Consider the following 16,043-nt stretch of genomic DNA (forward strand, 5'->3'; position numbering starts at 1 on the left):
CTTAATCAATCTTCTCGGCAACCCGTTCTACCCTCACAGAGCAGACCTTATATTCTGGGATAAAGGCCACAGGATCGAGCGCATTGATGGTGAGTTTATTCGCAGCAGCCTCAACAAAATGGAAGGGCAGGAATAGCACGCCTGCTTGGGCTCTTTTCGTCACAAAGGCGTCGATTTCAATTTCGCCGCGACGGGTAGTGAGTTTGATTTTATCGCCATTGCCTATCCCGAGTTGCTCAGCGTCATAGACTGAAATCATCACTTTAGGCGAGCCGAGTAAGTCGAGCCCCGCTGTTTTACGGGTTAAGGTGCCTGTGTGGAACTGTTCCAGTAAACGTCCGGTTGAGAGGGTGAGCGGGTACTCACTGCAGGGCATTTCTGCGGGTAAGCGATAACTCACAGGCGTGAACTTACCTAAGCCGCGGGTGAATTGATTTTGGTGCATGATAGGCGTTCCCGGATGGGTTGCATCTGGACAAGGCCATTGAATGCCTTGGGGAATTTTGCCGTCATCTCCAGTGTTTAATCGCTGCCAAGTAATGCCACGATATTGTGGTGTCAGCTCATTGATTTCCTGCCAAATCGCTTCTTCATTGGGGTAATCCCAAGCGGCGCCCATCGCATTGGCAATGGCTTGGACAATTTGCCAATCGGGCAGGGCTTCGCCTGGCGGTAACAGGGCCTGTTCGAGTCGCTGCACTCGCCGTTCTGTGTTAGTGAAATGACCGCGTTTTTCGACAAACGCGGCGGCGGGCAGAACCACATCGGCAAGCTCGGCAGTTTCGGTGAGGAAGATGTCCTGCACCACTAAAAAGTCGATAGCGTTAAGGGCCCTAAGCACATGGGCTTGGTCAGGATCGCTTAATACGGGGTTTTCGCCCATCACATACAAAGCTTTGATTTTCCCTTTGGAAATATCATGCATCATGTGGGTTGCAGTTACGCCAATCTCCCCCGATAACGGCGTTTGCCAATGTGCCTCGAAACGCATTCTTGCATGAATGTCGGTGACTTTTTGGTAACCACTAAAGAAGTTGGGCAGAGCGCCCATGTCGCAGGCACCTTGCACATTACTTTGTCCACGAAGTGGGTTAATCCCCGCACCCTCAACCCCAATATTGCCGCACAGAAGTTGTAGATTGGATATGGCGGTGACATTATCGTGTCCCGTCGTGTGCTGAGTAATGCCCATGGCATAGTAGATTGCGGTTTTATCGGCCGTGCCTATGGTGCGGGCGATACAGGCTATATCTTCGGCTGTAACGCCAGTTATCAAGGCCGCGTTTTTTAGACTGTAATCTGCTTTTGCGAGTTCAGCGTAGAGGGCATCCACGCCTTCGGTGCGTGCGGCAATGTAGCTTTTATCCTGCCAGTCGTTGCGGATGATTTCCGCCATAATCGCATTGAGTAGCATGACGTCAGTGCCGGGTCTGTGGGCGACATAGAGCTGTGCACTGTCGGCAATGGCGACACGTTTAGGGTCGGCCACCATTAGTCTCGCGCCATGCAAAGCCACGGCTTGCTTAATTTTCGAGGCGATGATCGGGTGGGCGCTGCTGGTGTCTGAGCCTATGATAAAAATCACATCCGATGCTTGAATGCTCGGAATGTCATTGGTCATAGCGCCACTACCAATACTCTGCTGCAGGCCTGTGACAGTGGATGAATGACACAGACGAGCGCAGTGGTCGATGTTATTGGTGCCGAGTATGCTTCTGACAAATTTTTGCAGCAGGAAGTTTTCTTCATTGGTGGCTTTTGCCGAGGCCAAGCTTGCCAGTGCATTACTGCCATATTGCTGTTTTATTTGCTGTAAATGTTCGGCCACATAGGTGATGGCTTCAGGCCAACTACTTGGCGTGAGCTGGCCATTTTTACGAATGAGTGGCGTGGTGAGGCGTTTTTCACTGTGAATAAAATCGAAGCCAAATCGCCCTTTGACACAGAGCATGCCTTGGTTAACCACAGACTCTTTGTTGCCTTCGATATGACGGATCTGATTAGTGCTGGCATCGATTTTAAGGTCGAGCCGACAGCCAACACCGCAATAAGTACAAATCGTTGAGGCGGTTTTGAGTGGCGTTTCATCGCCTTGGCGTTTATCCCGCGCATCGACGAGTGCGCCTGTTGGGCAAACCTGCACACAGTTACCGCATTGCACACATTTGCTATCGGCCATGCTGGCGCTAAAGCCGACTCTCGGTGCGCGGCGTTCGATGGTTTCGCTTAGGTCCTGCGGCAGTGCTTGATAGGAATCATGGGCAAATTGAATCGCACAATGGCCACTTTGTAGCTGGCACACATCAACGCACTTACCGCAGCTAATACAGCGATTCGCATCAAATTGAATGAAAGGACTCGATTTATCGACCGAAAACTTACGCGCGCTTTGAGTGCTGAGTGACTTAGGCTCGACATGGTAGTCGGTCGCATAGTCCCTTAACTTACAATCCGTATTGGCTTGGCAGGCGCATTCGAGGCAACGCGCCGCTTCTTGCATCGCGGCATCGGGGACAAAGCCTAGCTCGACTTCGCCGTAGTTCAGTAAACGCTGCACCGCACTCAGTTCGGGCATGGTTAAACGGGCTTTACGCGGTACGGCGGGATAAAGATTGGTTGCGGGCAAGTCTTGTGTTACCGCTTTGCTGATGGCTTTAGCGGAATTAAATGCATTGGCATGCAGCTCGCAACTTAGGCCTTGTTTGAGTAATTTATCTATGGCGATGGCGGCTTTATGGCCATCACCTATGGCGGCAACTGCGGTGGCAGGGCCGCGGCGCGCATCACCCATCACAAAGAGTTTTTCAACCCCAGATGACATAGTGTGCTCGCAGCCAATAAAGGTATTCCAGCGGCTAAGGGCAAGTGTGCCTTGGCTTAAAGGACTGGCGGGATCGTGCATGAAACTCAGGTCGGGAGTTTGTGATACTGCGGCTATCACAGTATCAAAATCTTGGGTAAAGGTTTCACCGGTATCAACGGGAGCGCGTCTGCCCGAGGCATCGGCTTCGCCGAGCGCCATCTTTGCGAAGGTGACTGAATTGACTCTGCCTTGCGCATCGCTATGGTTTTCAAGCGGATTGGTTAAGAAATGAAATTTCACCCCTTCGACTTCGGCCTCATGTACTTCGTAAGCTTCGGCGGGCATTTCTGCGCGGGTGCGGCGGTAAATTAAGGTGACATCGCAACCTTCACGCACCGCAGTGCGGGCGCAATCGATAGCTGTATTGCCGCCACCAATGACGGCGACTTTTTTGCCCAGTACGAGTGTCTGGTCGAGGCAATGATCTTTCAAGTAATCGACACCTAAGTAGCAACCTTTGAGTGTGCTGCCGGGATAATCCATAGGCACGGCTTTTTGGGCGCCGATCGCAAGACAGACGGCATCGAAATCTTCAACTAATTGATTTAAATGCACCTCATGGCCGAGGCGCATTTCTGTGTGTATGGTTAAGCCGTTATGGCACAAGAGTTCGATTTCTTTATTGAGTATCGCCTTAGGTAAACGATATTCAGGAATGCCATAGCGCAGCCAGCCACCAGCCTGTGGCATAGATTCGAATATCTCAACACTATGGCCTTGGTTTGATAAGTAATATCCTGCACTTAATCCTGCTGGGCCCGCTCCAATAATCGCGACTTTTTTGCCCGTGTCGGCTTGGCGTGGCGGCACATAACTCGTGCCGCCCTTTTCGCCATCGGCGAGATCGAGATCAGCGGCGTGGCGTTTTAATTGACGAATAGCGATGGGCTCATCGACTAGCCCACGGCGACATTGTGCCTCACAAAAAGCGGGGCAAACTCGGCCAATAGATAGCGGCAGTGGCAAGGTTTGTTTAATGACTTTAACGGCTTCAGTATGGTTGCCTTGGGCGATGTGATAAAGGTAACTCTGCACATCGACGCCCGCAGGGCATGCCTGTTGGCAGGGGGCTTCGCAATCGGCGAAATGATCACTCAAGATCGCTGTCAGTGCTTGTTTGCGCTGTTGACTTAACCATTCGGACTGAGTTATCACCCGCATGCCCGCTGTGATAGGCGTTTCGCAGGCGCGTACGCAGCGCAAACTGGCATCGGCATTTTCAATTTGGACGACACACAAATTGCAGGCTTGCTTGTCTGCTTGTGCGTGAGTGTGTGCATGAGTGCCTAATTGCTGCGAGGCCGCGCTGGGATCACATAAGCTGGGTATGGCTATGCCCGCGGCATGTGCCACTTGCAGTAGGTTATCGGTCGGGTTAACCGACAACACTTGGTCATCAATTCGAAGTTCTATCATCCCATGGCCTTTTTTATATGTAGGGTGCTTAGCTGCTATAGCGCGGGGCTGCGGCTTAGGTTGTCTCGAGTATACCTAGACAGCTTTAGAAGACGCTTATGGGCGAGGGAAGTTTGCAGCAGAATTGCAGCTTGAATCACAAACCTAGTGCAGACTGTGCGCTGATGAATGTTTGTTCGAATCGAGCTGTGATTAGATTGGCGGTATTTGGGCTTTTTAGCGGTAATTTCATTGATATTACGAATGTTTTCTTGGCAGGTAAGTGGTACTTTGGGGCGCGTTTGGCCTACTGAATCACTTAGCTTGGCTAAATTTAAATAAGATCACAGTCTTAACTCAGCGCTTTTTGTTAGTCTCGGCTGTGGCAATGTGGTCTTTTTGGCCGGAAAATAATCCTTGTTATCCCATTTAATGAACAGTGCCCCCCTAGGTTTACCAGCCTGGTTAGGTTAAAATGCGCGGTTGCAAATACTGTTAATCATCGCCTCTTTTAGTGGAAGATCAATTAAAGCGGCCAAATAAAGAAAGTTGAAAATTCATGTTTGAAGTTAATCCAGTAAAATTCAAAATTAAGGAGCTTGCCGAACGCACGCAGCTTCTTAGGGGGTATCTTTGACTACGATGCCAAAAATGAGCGTCTAGAAGAAGTTACCCGTGAGCTTGAAAGTTCAGAAGTGTGGAATGACCCAGAGCGCGCCCAAGCCTTAGGCAAAGAGCGCGCCAGCCTAGAAGCTGTGGTCAAAACCATAGACGATATGGACTCAGGTCTTGAAGATGTTGAAGGCTTACTCGAGCTGGCTATTGAAGAGGAAGACGAAGACACGTTCAACGAAACCAGTAAAGAGCTGGATTATCTCGAAAGCCGCCTTGCCGATCTCGAATTCCGCCGTATGTTCTCCGGCCCGCAAGATGCGTCAAACTGTTATTTAGACATTCAGTCTGGCAGTGGTGGTACCGAAGCCCAAGATTGGGCCAACATGGTGCTGCGTATGTACCTGCGTTGGGGCGAAGCCCATGGTTTTAGCCCAGAGTTGATGGAAGTGACCGATGGTGACGTGGCCGGTATTAAAGGCGCGACCATTAAGTTCACTGGCGAATATGCGTTTGGTTGGTTACGTACCGAAACGGGCGTGCACCGCTTAGTGCGTAAGTCGCCATTCGACTCATCGGGTCGTCGCCATACGTCATTCTGCTCTGTGTTCGTTTATCCAGAAATCGACGACGATATCACTATCGATATCAACCCATCGGATCTGCGTATCGACACTTACCGCGCATCGGGCGCGGGTGGTCAGCACGTTAACAAAACAGAATCGGCGATTCGTATTACCCACTTACCGACTAACACAGTCGTGCAGTGTCAGAACGACCGTTCACAGCACAAGAACAAAGACGCTGCGATGAAGCAGCTGAAAGCAAAACTGTTTGAGTTAGAAATGCTCAAGCAAAATGCCGACAAACAGGCCGCTGAAGACGCTAAGTCTGATATCGGCTGGGGCAGTCAAATTCGCTCTTATGTATTAGACGATGCCCGCATTAAAGACTTACGCACAGGCGTTGAAAACCGTAGCACTCAAGCGGTACTCGATGGCGATCTGGATAAGTTTATCGAAGCCAGTTTGAAATCTGGGCTGTAATTAATTCAAGGTATAGACGAGAAATAAGATGACTGAACAAGTAATTGATGAGAACAAACTGATCGCCGAGCGCCGTGCCAAGCTAGAAAGCATTCGCCCAAACTGTAGTGCTAATGCGCATCCAAATACCTTCCGTCGCACCCATAAAGCGGCTGAACTGCAAGCACAGTATGGTCAAAACACTAAAGAAGAACTCGAAGCCTTAGGTTTTAAGACCAGCATTGCTGGCCGCATCATGGCAAAACGTGGTCCTTTCTTAGTGATCCAAGACGTGTCTGGCCGTATTCAAGCCTATGCTGAAAAAAGCGTACAAGCTGATTTGAAAGAGCGTTTTCAAGGTCTGGATATCGGTGACATTATCGGTGTAACCGGTCAACTGCACTTGTCTGGCAAAGGCGACTTATACGTCAACATGGAACAGTATGAGCTACTGACCAAGGCGCTGCGTCCATTGCCTGCGGACTATTATGGTCTCGCCGATCAAGAAATGCGCTACCGTCAACGTTACGTGGATCTGATCGTTAACGAAGATTCGCGCAATGCCTTCATCATGCGTTCTAAAGTGGTTTCTGCAATCCGTAACTTTATGATCAAAAAAGAGTTCATGGAAGTTGAAACCCCTATGATGCACGTGATCCCAGGTGGTGCTTCGGCCCGTCCTTTCATCACTCATCACAACGCCTTAGACATGCCAATGTACCTGCGTATCGCGCCAGAATTATATCTGAAGCGTTTAGTGGTTGGTGGTTTTGAGCGTGTGTTCGAAATCAACCGTAACTTCCGTAACGAAGGTCTGTCGCCACGTCATAACCCAGAATTCACTATGATGGAATTCTATATGGCTTATGCAGACTACAAAGATCTGATGGACTTAACCGAAGAAATGCTCAGCTCGATTGCTATCGAACTGCTTGGCAGTGCGCAAATGCCATACGGCGAGCACACTGTTGATTTCGGTGGCCCATACGCACGTTTAAGCATGTTAGAAGCGATTCAGAAGTACAATCCTGATAACGCCACTATCCAAGCTATGACCTATGAGCAAGTGAAAGATGTTGAATTCATGCGCGATCTAGCGAAAAGCTTAGGCATGAAGATTGAGAAGTTCTGGACTTGTGGTCAGCTGCTTGAAGAAATCTTCGGTGAAACTGCTGAATGGCAATTGATGCAACCGACGTTCATCACTGGCTACCCAGCGGACATTTCACCTCTGGCACGTCGTAACGATGACAACCATTTCATCACTGACCGTTTCGAATTCTTCATCGGTGGCCGCGAAGTGGCTAACGGCTTTAGCGAGCTGAACGATGCTGAAGATCAAGACAACCGCTTTAAAGCGCAGGTTGACGCGAAAGATGCTGGCGACGATGAAGCTATGTTTTACGATGCAGACTATATCACTGCACTAGAGCACGGTTTGCCACCAACGGCAGGTCAAGGTATTGGTATCGACCGTTTAGTGATGTTGTTCACTAACACTCATACTATCCGTGACGTGATCCTGTTCCCAGCGATGCGCCCACAGGCGTAATGCAGTCGAACAAGGCATTTCGTCGTTGTACATTTTGTTGTATTAGCTTAGCCACGCGACTGCTAGTGAGTCGCTTTTGGTTAAGTTTGCAGTGATTGATTTAGGTATAACCAAACCATCACAGTGATGAATGCCCTCTAAAAGAACCAGCCATTTGGCTGGTTTTTTGTTTTCTAAAATAGCTAAAAATGATGCGTGCTAGAGTCGAGCTATTAGCGACCTAAAAATAGGTTAGATGAACATCATCAAGTGGCATGTGAGTTTCAGGTGTTGCTATCGATTGTAGTGTAGATTGCGGGTTTAGTTTGTGAGTGTCGATTGTGGCTTTAACTTGGGGTTTCATATTGTATGTCAGGAAATACTCAGCCACGTTGCAGGCATCCCGTCGCCAGTTACACACGATATTGGCTGTGTTCATTTCATTATTGGTAGAGAATATTTACGGGAAGACCTAGGATGAAGGGGTTAAGACGCGGCAATCAGTGAACGCCAAAATAGCAGGCTGCATCACTGACGTTATAAACAGTACGATGAACTATTTTTAAACGCATTTATTCACCTATACCCACTCCTGTGGCAATTTCAGATAATCAACCCGACATTAGTCTAATAGTGTGTTGCTTGACCTCAGTAGCTAACTCAATGAAACTCTCCATTAAATCACCTCCTACTAAAGTATGGATAATTAAATAATGTTAATTTTCTTTATTTGTATCGCACTCTTAGTGCTTGCGTACAAGTTCTATAGCCCCTTTGTGGAACGTCAAGCGGGTATAGATCCTAAAGCTAAGACGCCGCAGGCGAGATTCGAAGATGGCGTCGATTATGTTCCGGTTCATCCGGCTAAAGCGTTTCTGATCCAATTCCTCAATGTCGCAGGTGTGGGACCGATATTTGGTCCGATCCTCGGTGCCTTGTACGGTCCCATTGCCTTAGTGTGGATTGTGCTGGGGAACATTATTGGCGGCGCGGTGCACGATTATTTTTCTGGCGTGCTCAGCATTAAAGAAGACGGTAAGAGTTTGCCTGAGATCGCTGGTCACTACTTTAATATCTACTTTAAAGGCGTGATGTTGCTGTTTACTGCCATGCTGCTGTTTTTTGTGGGCGTGGTCTTTATCATGAGCCCAGCAGGTTTGCTGAGTAATCTCGATTATTTCAAAGACACCATCTTTGGCAATAACACCTTCTGGGTGTTAGTGATTTTAGCCTATTACTTTTTGGCGACTATGCTGCCGATTGATAAAATCATCACTAAACTGTATCCCGCATTTGGTTTGTTGATGATAGTGATGACGGTTTCTATCGCAGTTGCCCTGATGCTCAATGCGCCGCAGTTACCTGAAATGGGTGATGTGTTTGCTTATTTTGATCACAGCCACTACAACAACGAGTTACTTGAGCCAAATCCAGACGGATTACCAGTATGGCCACTGTTGTTTGTGACTATTACCTGTGGTGCGATTAGTGGTTTCCATTCGACCCAAGCGCCTATCATGGCCCGTTGTTTGACCAACGAGAAGTATGTGCGTCCCGTGTACTATGGCGCTATGGTTGCTGAAGGTATTGTTGCTTGTGTATGGGCAACGGCCGGTATTGCGGCTTTCCCTGGTGGTTATGTTGAGCTTAAGAGTCTGCTCGACCAAGGTGGCCCAGGTTTAGTGGTGAACCAAGTGGCGACGACTTATCTCGGTGTGGTGGGCGGCATTATGGCGATTGTTGCCGTGGCCATCTTCCCGATCACCTCTGGTGATACCGCGTTCCGTTCGCTGCGACTGACGATTATCGACGCCTTCCATATCCCGCAAAGTATGCGTAATCGTTTACTTGTCGCGGTACCTATCCTTACGATTGCGTACTTTATGACGAAGATCGATTTCTCTTTGATTTGGCGCTACTTTGCCTTCTCAAATATGCTGCTATCAACCAGTGTATTGTGGTTAGCGACTAAGTATTTGTTCGATCGCGGGACCTTCCATTGGATTGTCAGCCTGCCAGCCATTGGTGGCACCAGCGTCACGGTTTCTTACATTATGACTGCGGGTATTGGTCTGGGTTTACCACAACCTTTGAGCCAGCCTGTGGGTATTGCAGTCGGGGTTATCTGTTTAGTTGCGCTGATCATTGCGCACAACCGCCGCAAACCTGTGGCAGACGTGAAATAGTCCGTTATGCAAAGTTTGACCGTATAGACACAAGGGCTGCATTTTGCAGCCCTTGTTTTTTATGATCAGCAGTAACTTGACTATCCTTTAATATCTTAATTTATAAAGGGGAATGTTTGCTGAACATTATTTAATGGGATGATTCATCGCGTTTCATCTAGAGGTAAGGTAAGGTCGTTAGACTGGTTTTTGTTTCTCTATTGAAACGATTAGTCGGTGATAGAGAACGTTATGCAGTACAAACATGCAGCAAAAGTCATTTAGTTTTTATTTACTTGAATATTTTTTGCGAACAGAAGGAGAGCACGTTATGTCTGAGAACAAATGTCCTATGCATCATTCTGCTGGTGGCACCACGAATCGAGATTGGTGGCCTAAACAGCTGCGGCTCGATATTCTGCACCAGCACTCTTCCTTGTCGAATCCTATGGGTGATGACTTCAATTATGCTGAAGCCTTTAAATCCCTCGATTTGGCCGCGGTAAAGCAAGACCTCCTCGCATTAATGACTGATTCACAGGACTGGTGGCCAGCGGACTTTGGCCACTATGGACCACTATTTATTCGTATGGCTTGGCACAGCGCTGGCACCTATCGCACTGGTGATGGGCGCGGCGGAGCGGGCAGTGGTAATCAACGTTTCGCGCCGTTAAATAGCTGGCCTGACAACGTCAGCCTCGATAAAGCCCGCAGGCTTATCTGGCCGATAAAGCAAAAATATGGCAATAAAATCTCCTGGGCCGATTTGATAATCCTCACGGGCAATGTCGCGCTGGAATCTATGGGATTTAAAACCTTAGGTTTTGCCGGTGGGCGGGTGGATATTTGGGAACCCGAAGCCGATATTTACTGGGGAGCCGAAGATAAGTGGTTAGACGATAAGCGTTATTCTGGTGAACGGGATCTTGAAGATCCCCTCGCCGCAGTGCAAATGGGGCTGATTTACGTCAATCCAGAAGGACCCAATGGCGATCCCGATCCCTTCGCTGCCGCCGTTGATATTCGCGAAACCTTTGCCCGCATGGCGATGAATGATGAAGAAACTGTGGCGCTGATTGCCGGTGGCCATACTTTCGGTAAAACCCATGGGGCTGGTGATGCTGCATTAGTCGGGCCTGAGCCTGAAGCCGCTAGTATTGAGCAGCAAGGGCTAGGCTGGAAGAGTAGCTACAAAAGCGGTAAAGGTGGCGATGCTATTTCCAGTGGTCTTGAAGTGACTTGGACCTCAACGCCAACCCAATGGAGTAATAATTTCTTTGAAAATCTATTCGGTTATGAATGGGAACTGACTAAGAGCCCAGCGGGCGCCCATCAGTGGATACCTAAAAATGGTGCGGGTAAAGGGGTGATTCCCGATGCGCACGACGCCTCAAAACGCCATGTGCCGGCCATGTTAACCACTGACCTTGCACTGATCTTCGACCCTGATTACGAGAAAATATCGCGTCGACTTTTTGAAAATCCTGATGAGTTTGCTGAGATCTTTGCAAAGGCTTGGTACAAGCTGACGCACAGGGATATGGGGCCATGTACACGCTATTTGGGTCCTGAAGTGCCAGCAGAAGCGTTTCTTTGGCAAGATCCCATCCCAGCGGTTGATCATCCCTTGGTTGATGAGCAGGATGTAACGGATCTTAAACTTAAGATTATTGGCTCTGGATTAACGATTTCAGAAGTAGTATCAACCGCTTGGGCCTCTGCTTCGACCTACCGTGGTTCTGATATGCGCGGTGGTGCGAACGGTGCCCGAATTCGTCTCGCGCCGCAAAAAGATTGGCCAGTGAACCAGCCTGAACAACTTGCTAAGGTGCTGAAAGTACTTGAGAGTATTCAGTCTGAGTTCAACAAAAGCGGTAAAAAAATCTCCCTTGCTGATTTGATTGTGCTGGCAGGTTGTGTCGGTATTGACCAAGCGGCCAGAAATGCGGGGGTTGAAGTGACGATTCCATTTACACCGGGTCGTATGGATGCCACGCAAGCGCAAACGGATGTGGAATCTTTTGCGGTGTTGGAACCGGTCGCCGATGGCTTTAGAAATTATCATCCCACTCAATTTTCGGTATCTGCGGAGGAGTTATTGGTCGATAGGGCACAATTACTGACCTTAACTGCACCGGAAATGACGGTACTCATCGGTGGATTGCGGGTGTTAGATACTAACGCTGATCAATCTAAAACGGGTGTATTGACCGCGCGTCCTGAGTTTTTGACTAATGACTTTTTCGTTAACTTGCTGGATATGGGCACGACGTGGAAACCCACCTCAAAAGCGGAAGATAGGTTTGAGGGCGTGGATCGCGTTAGCGGAGAGCCAAAATGGACGGCGTCGCGGGTTGATTTGATCTTTGGTTCTAATTCGCAGCTGCGTGCGCTTGCAGAAGTGTACGCGAGCAGCGATGCGCAGCTGCGATTTATCGATGACTTTATCGCGGCTTGGACTAAGGTGATGAACTTAGACAGGTTTGATCTGCGCTGAGCCTAGCTTTAACTGATATTATTAGTCTTATTTTAGTGGTTAATGGATCCAATTTAAGCCTTGTAGTGTTGAAGGTTGGCTTAGCGCTTAAGTGGATTGTCAGTCAAATGATCGCCTAATCCTCTGTGGTTAAGCGGTCATTTTTATTAGTCTGTAATGGTGTTTATCAATTTAGGGTAGGAATATGAACATTCAGCAAATGTCGGGTTTAGCTATTTTACAGGCAATGGCAAAGGGCGAACTGCCCGCACCTTCGATCACCCAGACTATGCCTATGTCCTTGGTTCAAGCCGAAGAAGGTTCAGTGCTGTTTCATGCGACAGCTGATGATAAGCATTTGAATCCGCTGGGCGGCGTTCATGGTGGTTTCGCTGCCACTGTACTGGATTCTGTTACTGGCTGCGCTGTGCACACTTTGCTCGAAGCGGGTGTGGGTTACGGTACTATCGATTTGAATATTAAAATGATTCGACCTGTGCCTAAGCACCAAGTGTTAGTAGCCGAGGGCAGAGTGATTAATCTGTCTAAGTCCTTAGGGATTTCGGAAGGCACGCTAAAAACGCAGGATGGAAAATTACTGGCTACCGCCACGGCGACTTGCATGATTTTAAGGCCGTAAACCGATTCAATGCGCTCATGCAATCTTATCTGTGCTGCACTTTGCCTTGGCTTTTCCATCGCGTGCTGCGGCGATACGGCCTCTTCGAGTTTAAGCCATGGATTGATGAGTTAACTCATGCCGAATCTGAGCACTAGCATCTGCAATCAAATCGACAATTGCCTTGTTAGCGGTAAGGATTTATATAGATGTTAATTCAGTAAATAACGGAATTTTTTCATCATATTTTCATAAATAGGCTTCAAGATTGAAAATAGCTAGCATGCGATATTCCATTCGACAGAAAGTATGCTAGATTCTGGCGAATTGTTGCTGATCGCTGTATTGTTACCTCTGTCATCAACAGTTCTCCACAGGGCCATCACTGCAATTTGGTTAGATTTGCAGGGAAGTGTCAGGAAGTTACACCAATTCAGAGTCTGCTTATGCAACCCAATTTATTTCCCGAACAAAGAAACATTTACCAACAATCGATGGTGACAGTACCTTCGATTGAAGCCCAATCCTCCTCTCGTCGCGGCCGTTTGCAGCGCATGGTTGGCAGCGTATTGTTAACCTGTAGCGTATTGCTGAGTCTTTCGGCGTGTGCAGCGGGTAAGCAGGCGTCACCACAAGAAGGTGAAGAGTTTAGTTACGCTTGGCTTAAGGGCTACGCCCGTACTATGGCTGCACAACCCTATGAAAGCCATAAAGGCGAATTGCCTAAAAGCCTTCAGGGCATGAGCTGGGATGATTACCAACAATTCCACTTCAAGAAGAAAGCCGCACTGTGGCGCGATCAGGACTCGGAATTTCGTGCCGAGCTGTTCCACCTAGGGCTGTATTTCGACACGCCAATTCACATCTATGAGTTGAATGAAGGCAAGGCTAAGTTAATCGACTATTCGCCTTCTATGTTCGATTACGGCAAGTCAAAGGTGAAAGGCAGTCAGTTGCCTAAGGATCTTGGCTTTGCGGGTTTCCGTATGCAGTTCAATACCGATTGGGAACGTGACGTTGTCGCTTTCCTTGGCGCCAGTTATTTCCGCGCTGTGGGTCATGAGATGCAATACGGCCTGTCGGCTCGTGGTTTAGCGGTGGATACTGCGCTGCCAAAACCTGAAGAGTTTCCAATGTTCACCGACTTCTGGTTAGAAAAACCTAAACCAGGATCGAACATCACGACTGTGTATGCCTTGTTAGACTCTCCGAGTGTGACAGGTGCTTACCGTTTCGATATCGAGCCGGGTGAGCGTTTAAAAATGAAAGTGGATGTGGCTGTTTATCCACGTAAAGCGATTGAACGTTTAGGCGTAGCGCCACTGACCAGTATGTTTATGGTGGGTGAGAACGATCGCCGCACCGGTTACGACTGGCGTCCAGAAATCCATGATACCGATGGCTTAGCCATGCACACGGGTAATGGTGAATGGATTTGGCGTCCACTAGGTAACCCAGAAAACCTACGATTCAACGCCTATAGCGATGAAAATCCAAAAGGTTTTGGCTTACTGCAACGTGACCGTAACTTCGATCACTATCAGGATGACGGCGTGTTTTACGATAAACGCCCAAGCCTGTGGATTGAACCAACAAGCAGTTGGGGCAAAGGTTCAGTGCAGTTAGTTGAAATCCCAACACTGGATGAAACCTTCGATAACATAGTGGCTTTCTGGAATCCTGCAGAGCCGATTGTTCCGGGTCAAGAGCTGCTGTATAGCTACAACATGTATTGGGGCGGCATTCCACCGGTTCAATCACCCCGTGCTCGCGTTGTTGATACCTTCACCGGGATTGGCGGCGTAGTTGGCCAGAAACGCAAATACTACAGTAAGCGTTTTGTGGTGGATTTCGCGGGCGGCACTTTGCCTATGATAGGCAAAGACACCCAAGTAAAAGCTGTGATCACTGCATCTGAAGGCAAAGTCGAAATTGAATCTGCCCGTCCTCTAGCGTCCATTAATGGTTACCGCGCTATGTTTGACGTAGTGCCACCCGGAGACGGCACTGAGCCGATTAACCTGAGAGTCTATTTAGAAGTCGATGGCCAGCCATTGTCTGAAACTTGGATGTATCAGTGGAATCCGCCTGCAAAGGATGATCGTGAATTGCATAATGCGGGTCATCTGCAATAAGCGATTTGTGAGTTATTAATCTAAAACGCCAGCTAACTTAGCTGGCGTTTTTGTTATGGCTTAGCTCACTTAATCCTGCCTCTGCAGGTTTTTGGGTTTATACGGCTTGATAGGCTAAGACTAGATTATCTAAAAAATGCCCCAGCAACTGATTCATTCGAGTCGTTGATTGCCCCAGTATGAACTCAGGGCTTTGAATATAGGGTATTTTCTGTGTGCTAGAAAAAGCACTTTCTTGGGCAATTAATGGTGTTAATTGGCTACTGATAAATTCAAGATGGCATTGAAATCCAAAAACTAAATGTGTGTAACGTATAATTTGCCGTGGGCAAGCTTCACTTGTGGCGAGCACTTCGCAATCGGGAGTGAGGCCTGGCATGTCGTTATGCCAGTGGCCGACCACTTCAGTTGTCGAAAATGACTTAAGGCTAATATCACCTCTTCCTGCCGCAGTTAGTTCAATGGGGAAGTAACCAATCTCGGCATGTGGACTCTTTTGATAACGGGCACCTAATGCTTCGCCGATTAACTGTGCCCCAAGACAAACCCCCACAACGGCTTTATTTGTCTGGATAGCTTGCCTGATAAGTCTTTGTTCTGCTTGGCTATCAAAATATGGACAATCACTTTGGCATGTCGCGGGAGACTGGGGGCCACCGAGGATAATTAACAGATCAAAACCATCACTATTTTCGGGTAAAGCTTCACCTAGATAGACTCTACTAAAGCTCATTTTGTAGTTTTTACTTGCGGCCCAATCGCTAAAATAGCCTGGACCTTCATAGCTTTCATGAATAATGCAATGAATCTGCATTGAGTTTTCCTGTGTCTTTTATGGGATAACGCTATGCTACAATCCTTTTTATTTGGCTGAATAACGTCATATGGACAAGTAATAATGCTAAGTCGCCAACTCGATTCGATTAACACCATTATTGAGCAAGCGCCTAATATGCCTTCCTTTGTAAAAACGATTGAGATGCAGAAGGGTTATGTGGATGTTTTACACCAGCACTGTTGGCATCAGCTTATTTTCCCACTTCAAGGCCTGTTACAGACAGAGGCAGATGGCGCACTGTTTTTAGTTCCCCATACCACAGCGCTTTTTGTGCCAGCAGGGGTGATACATGAGTCTGTTGCGATTACAGATACCTGCTTTATTGGCGTCTATCTGAATCCTATGTATGGTCGAGATTATGGTGCCATGATTAAACCCGTCACT

The 16,043-nt window shown here is 48.1% G+C and carries 8 protein-coding genes and 1 pseudogene; 7 read left to right on the forward strand and 2 right to left on the reverse strand.

The features are described 5' to 3' along the window. Position 1: 1 nt before the first annotated feature. The gene (fdhF, locus tag Q4Q49_RS04490) at positions 2-4,279 is read right to left on the reverse strand and encodes a formate dehydrogenase subunit alpha (protein WP_311998726.1); all 4,278 of its coding nucleotides are present in this window, start codon (positions 4,277-4,279) and stop codon (positions 2-4) included. Positions 4,280-4,817: 538 nt separating this feature from the next. Here fdhF and prfB point away from each other — a divergent pair. The 6 genes from prfB (at position 4,818) to Q4Q49_RS04520 (ending at position 14,821) form a co-directional block, all read left to right on the forward strand. Continuing rightward, a protein-coding gene (gene prfB, locus Q4Q49_RS04495; RefSeq protein ID WP_006080387.1) for a peptide chain release factor 2 occupies positions 4,818-5,916 on the forward strand; the annotation gives its coding sequence in 2 pieces (ribosomal slippage) (positions 4,818-4,892 and positions 4,894-5,916; 1,098 coding nt in all). Between the two features lie 28 nt (positions 5,917-5,944). Next, complete coding sequence (gene lysS / locus Q4Q49_RS04500; protein ID WP_006080389.1) at positions 5,945-7,447, forward strand: lysine--tRNA ligase; 1,503 nt, start codon at positions 5,945-5,947, stop codon at positions 7,445-7,447. A 692-nt stretch (positions 7,448-8,139) separates the two neighbouring features. Then, on the forward strand, positions 8,140-9,612 hold the full coding sequence (locus Q4Q49_RS04505; RefSeq protein WP_006080390.1) for a carbon starvation protein A: 1,473 nt from the start codon (positions 8,140-8,142) through the stop codon (positions 9,610-9,612). A gap of 310 nt (positions 9,613-9,922) precedes the next feature. Next, on the forward strand, positions 9,923-12,088 hold the full coding sequence (katG, locus tag Q4Q49_RS04510) for a catalase/peroxidase HPI (protein WP_259515241.1): 2,166 nt from the start codon (positions 9,923-9,925) through the stop codon (positions 12,086-12,088). A 184-nt stretch (positions 12,089-12,272) separates the two neighbouring features. Next, positions 12,273-12,707: a PaaI family thioesterase gene (locus Q4Q49_RS04515; protein ID WP_012090074.1), complete on the forward strand. Its 435-nt coding sequence runs from the start codon at positions 12,273-12,275 to the stop codon at positions 12,705-12,707. 425 nt (positions 12,708-13,132) lie between these two features. Further along, on the forward strand, positions 13,133-14,821 hold the full coding sequence (locus Q4Q49_RS04520) for a glucan biosynthesis protein (RefSeq protein WP_259576061.1): 1,689 nt from the start codon (positions 13,133-13,135) through the stop codon (positions 14,819-14,821). Positions 14,822-14,918: 97 nt separating this feature from the next. On the opposite strand, the gene Q4Q49_RS04525 is transcribed toward Q4Q49_RS04520, so the two are convergent. Continuing rightward, positions 14,919-15,635, reverse strand: coding sequence for a type 1 glutamine amidotransferase (locus tag Q4Q49_RS04525; RefSeq protein ID WP_311998727.1), 717 nt, complete (start codon positions 15,633-15,635; stop codon positions 14,919-14,921). Positions 15,636-15,719: 84 nt separating this feature from the next. Between Q4Q49_RS04525 and Q4Q49_RS04530 the strand changes: the two are divergent. Next, positions 15,720-16,043, forward strand: a pseudogene (locus tag Q4Q49_RS04530) (AraC family transcriptional regulator); the annotation flags it as partial.

It is taken from the genome of Shewanella sp. SP1S1-7 (assembly GCF_031932105.1).
GTDB classification, from domain to species: Bacteria; Pseudomonadota; Gammaproteobacteria; order Enterobacterales; family Shewanellaceae; genus Shewanella; species Shewanella baltica.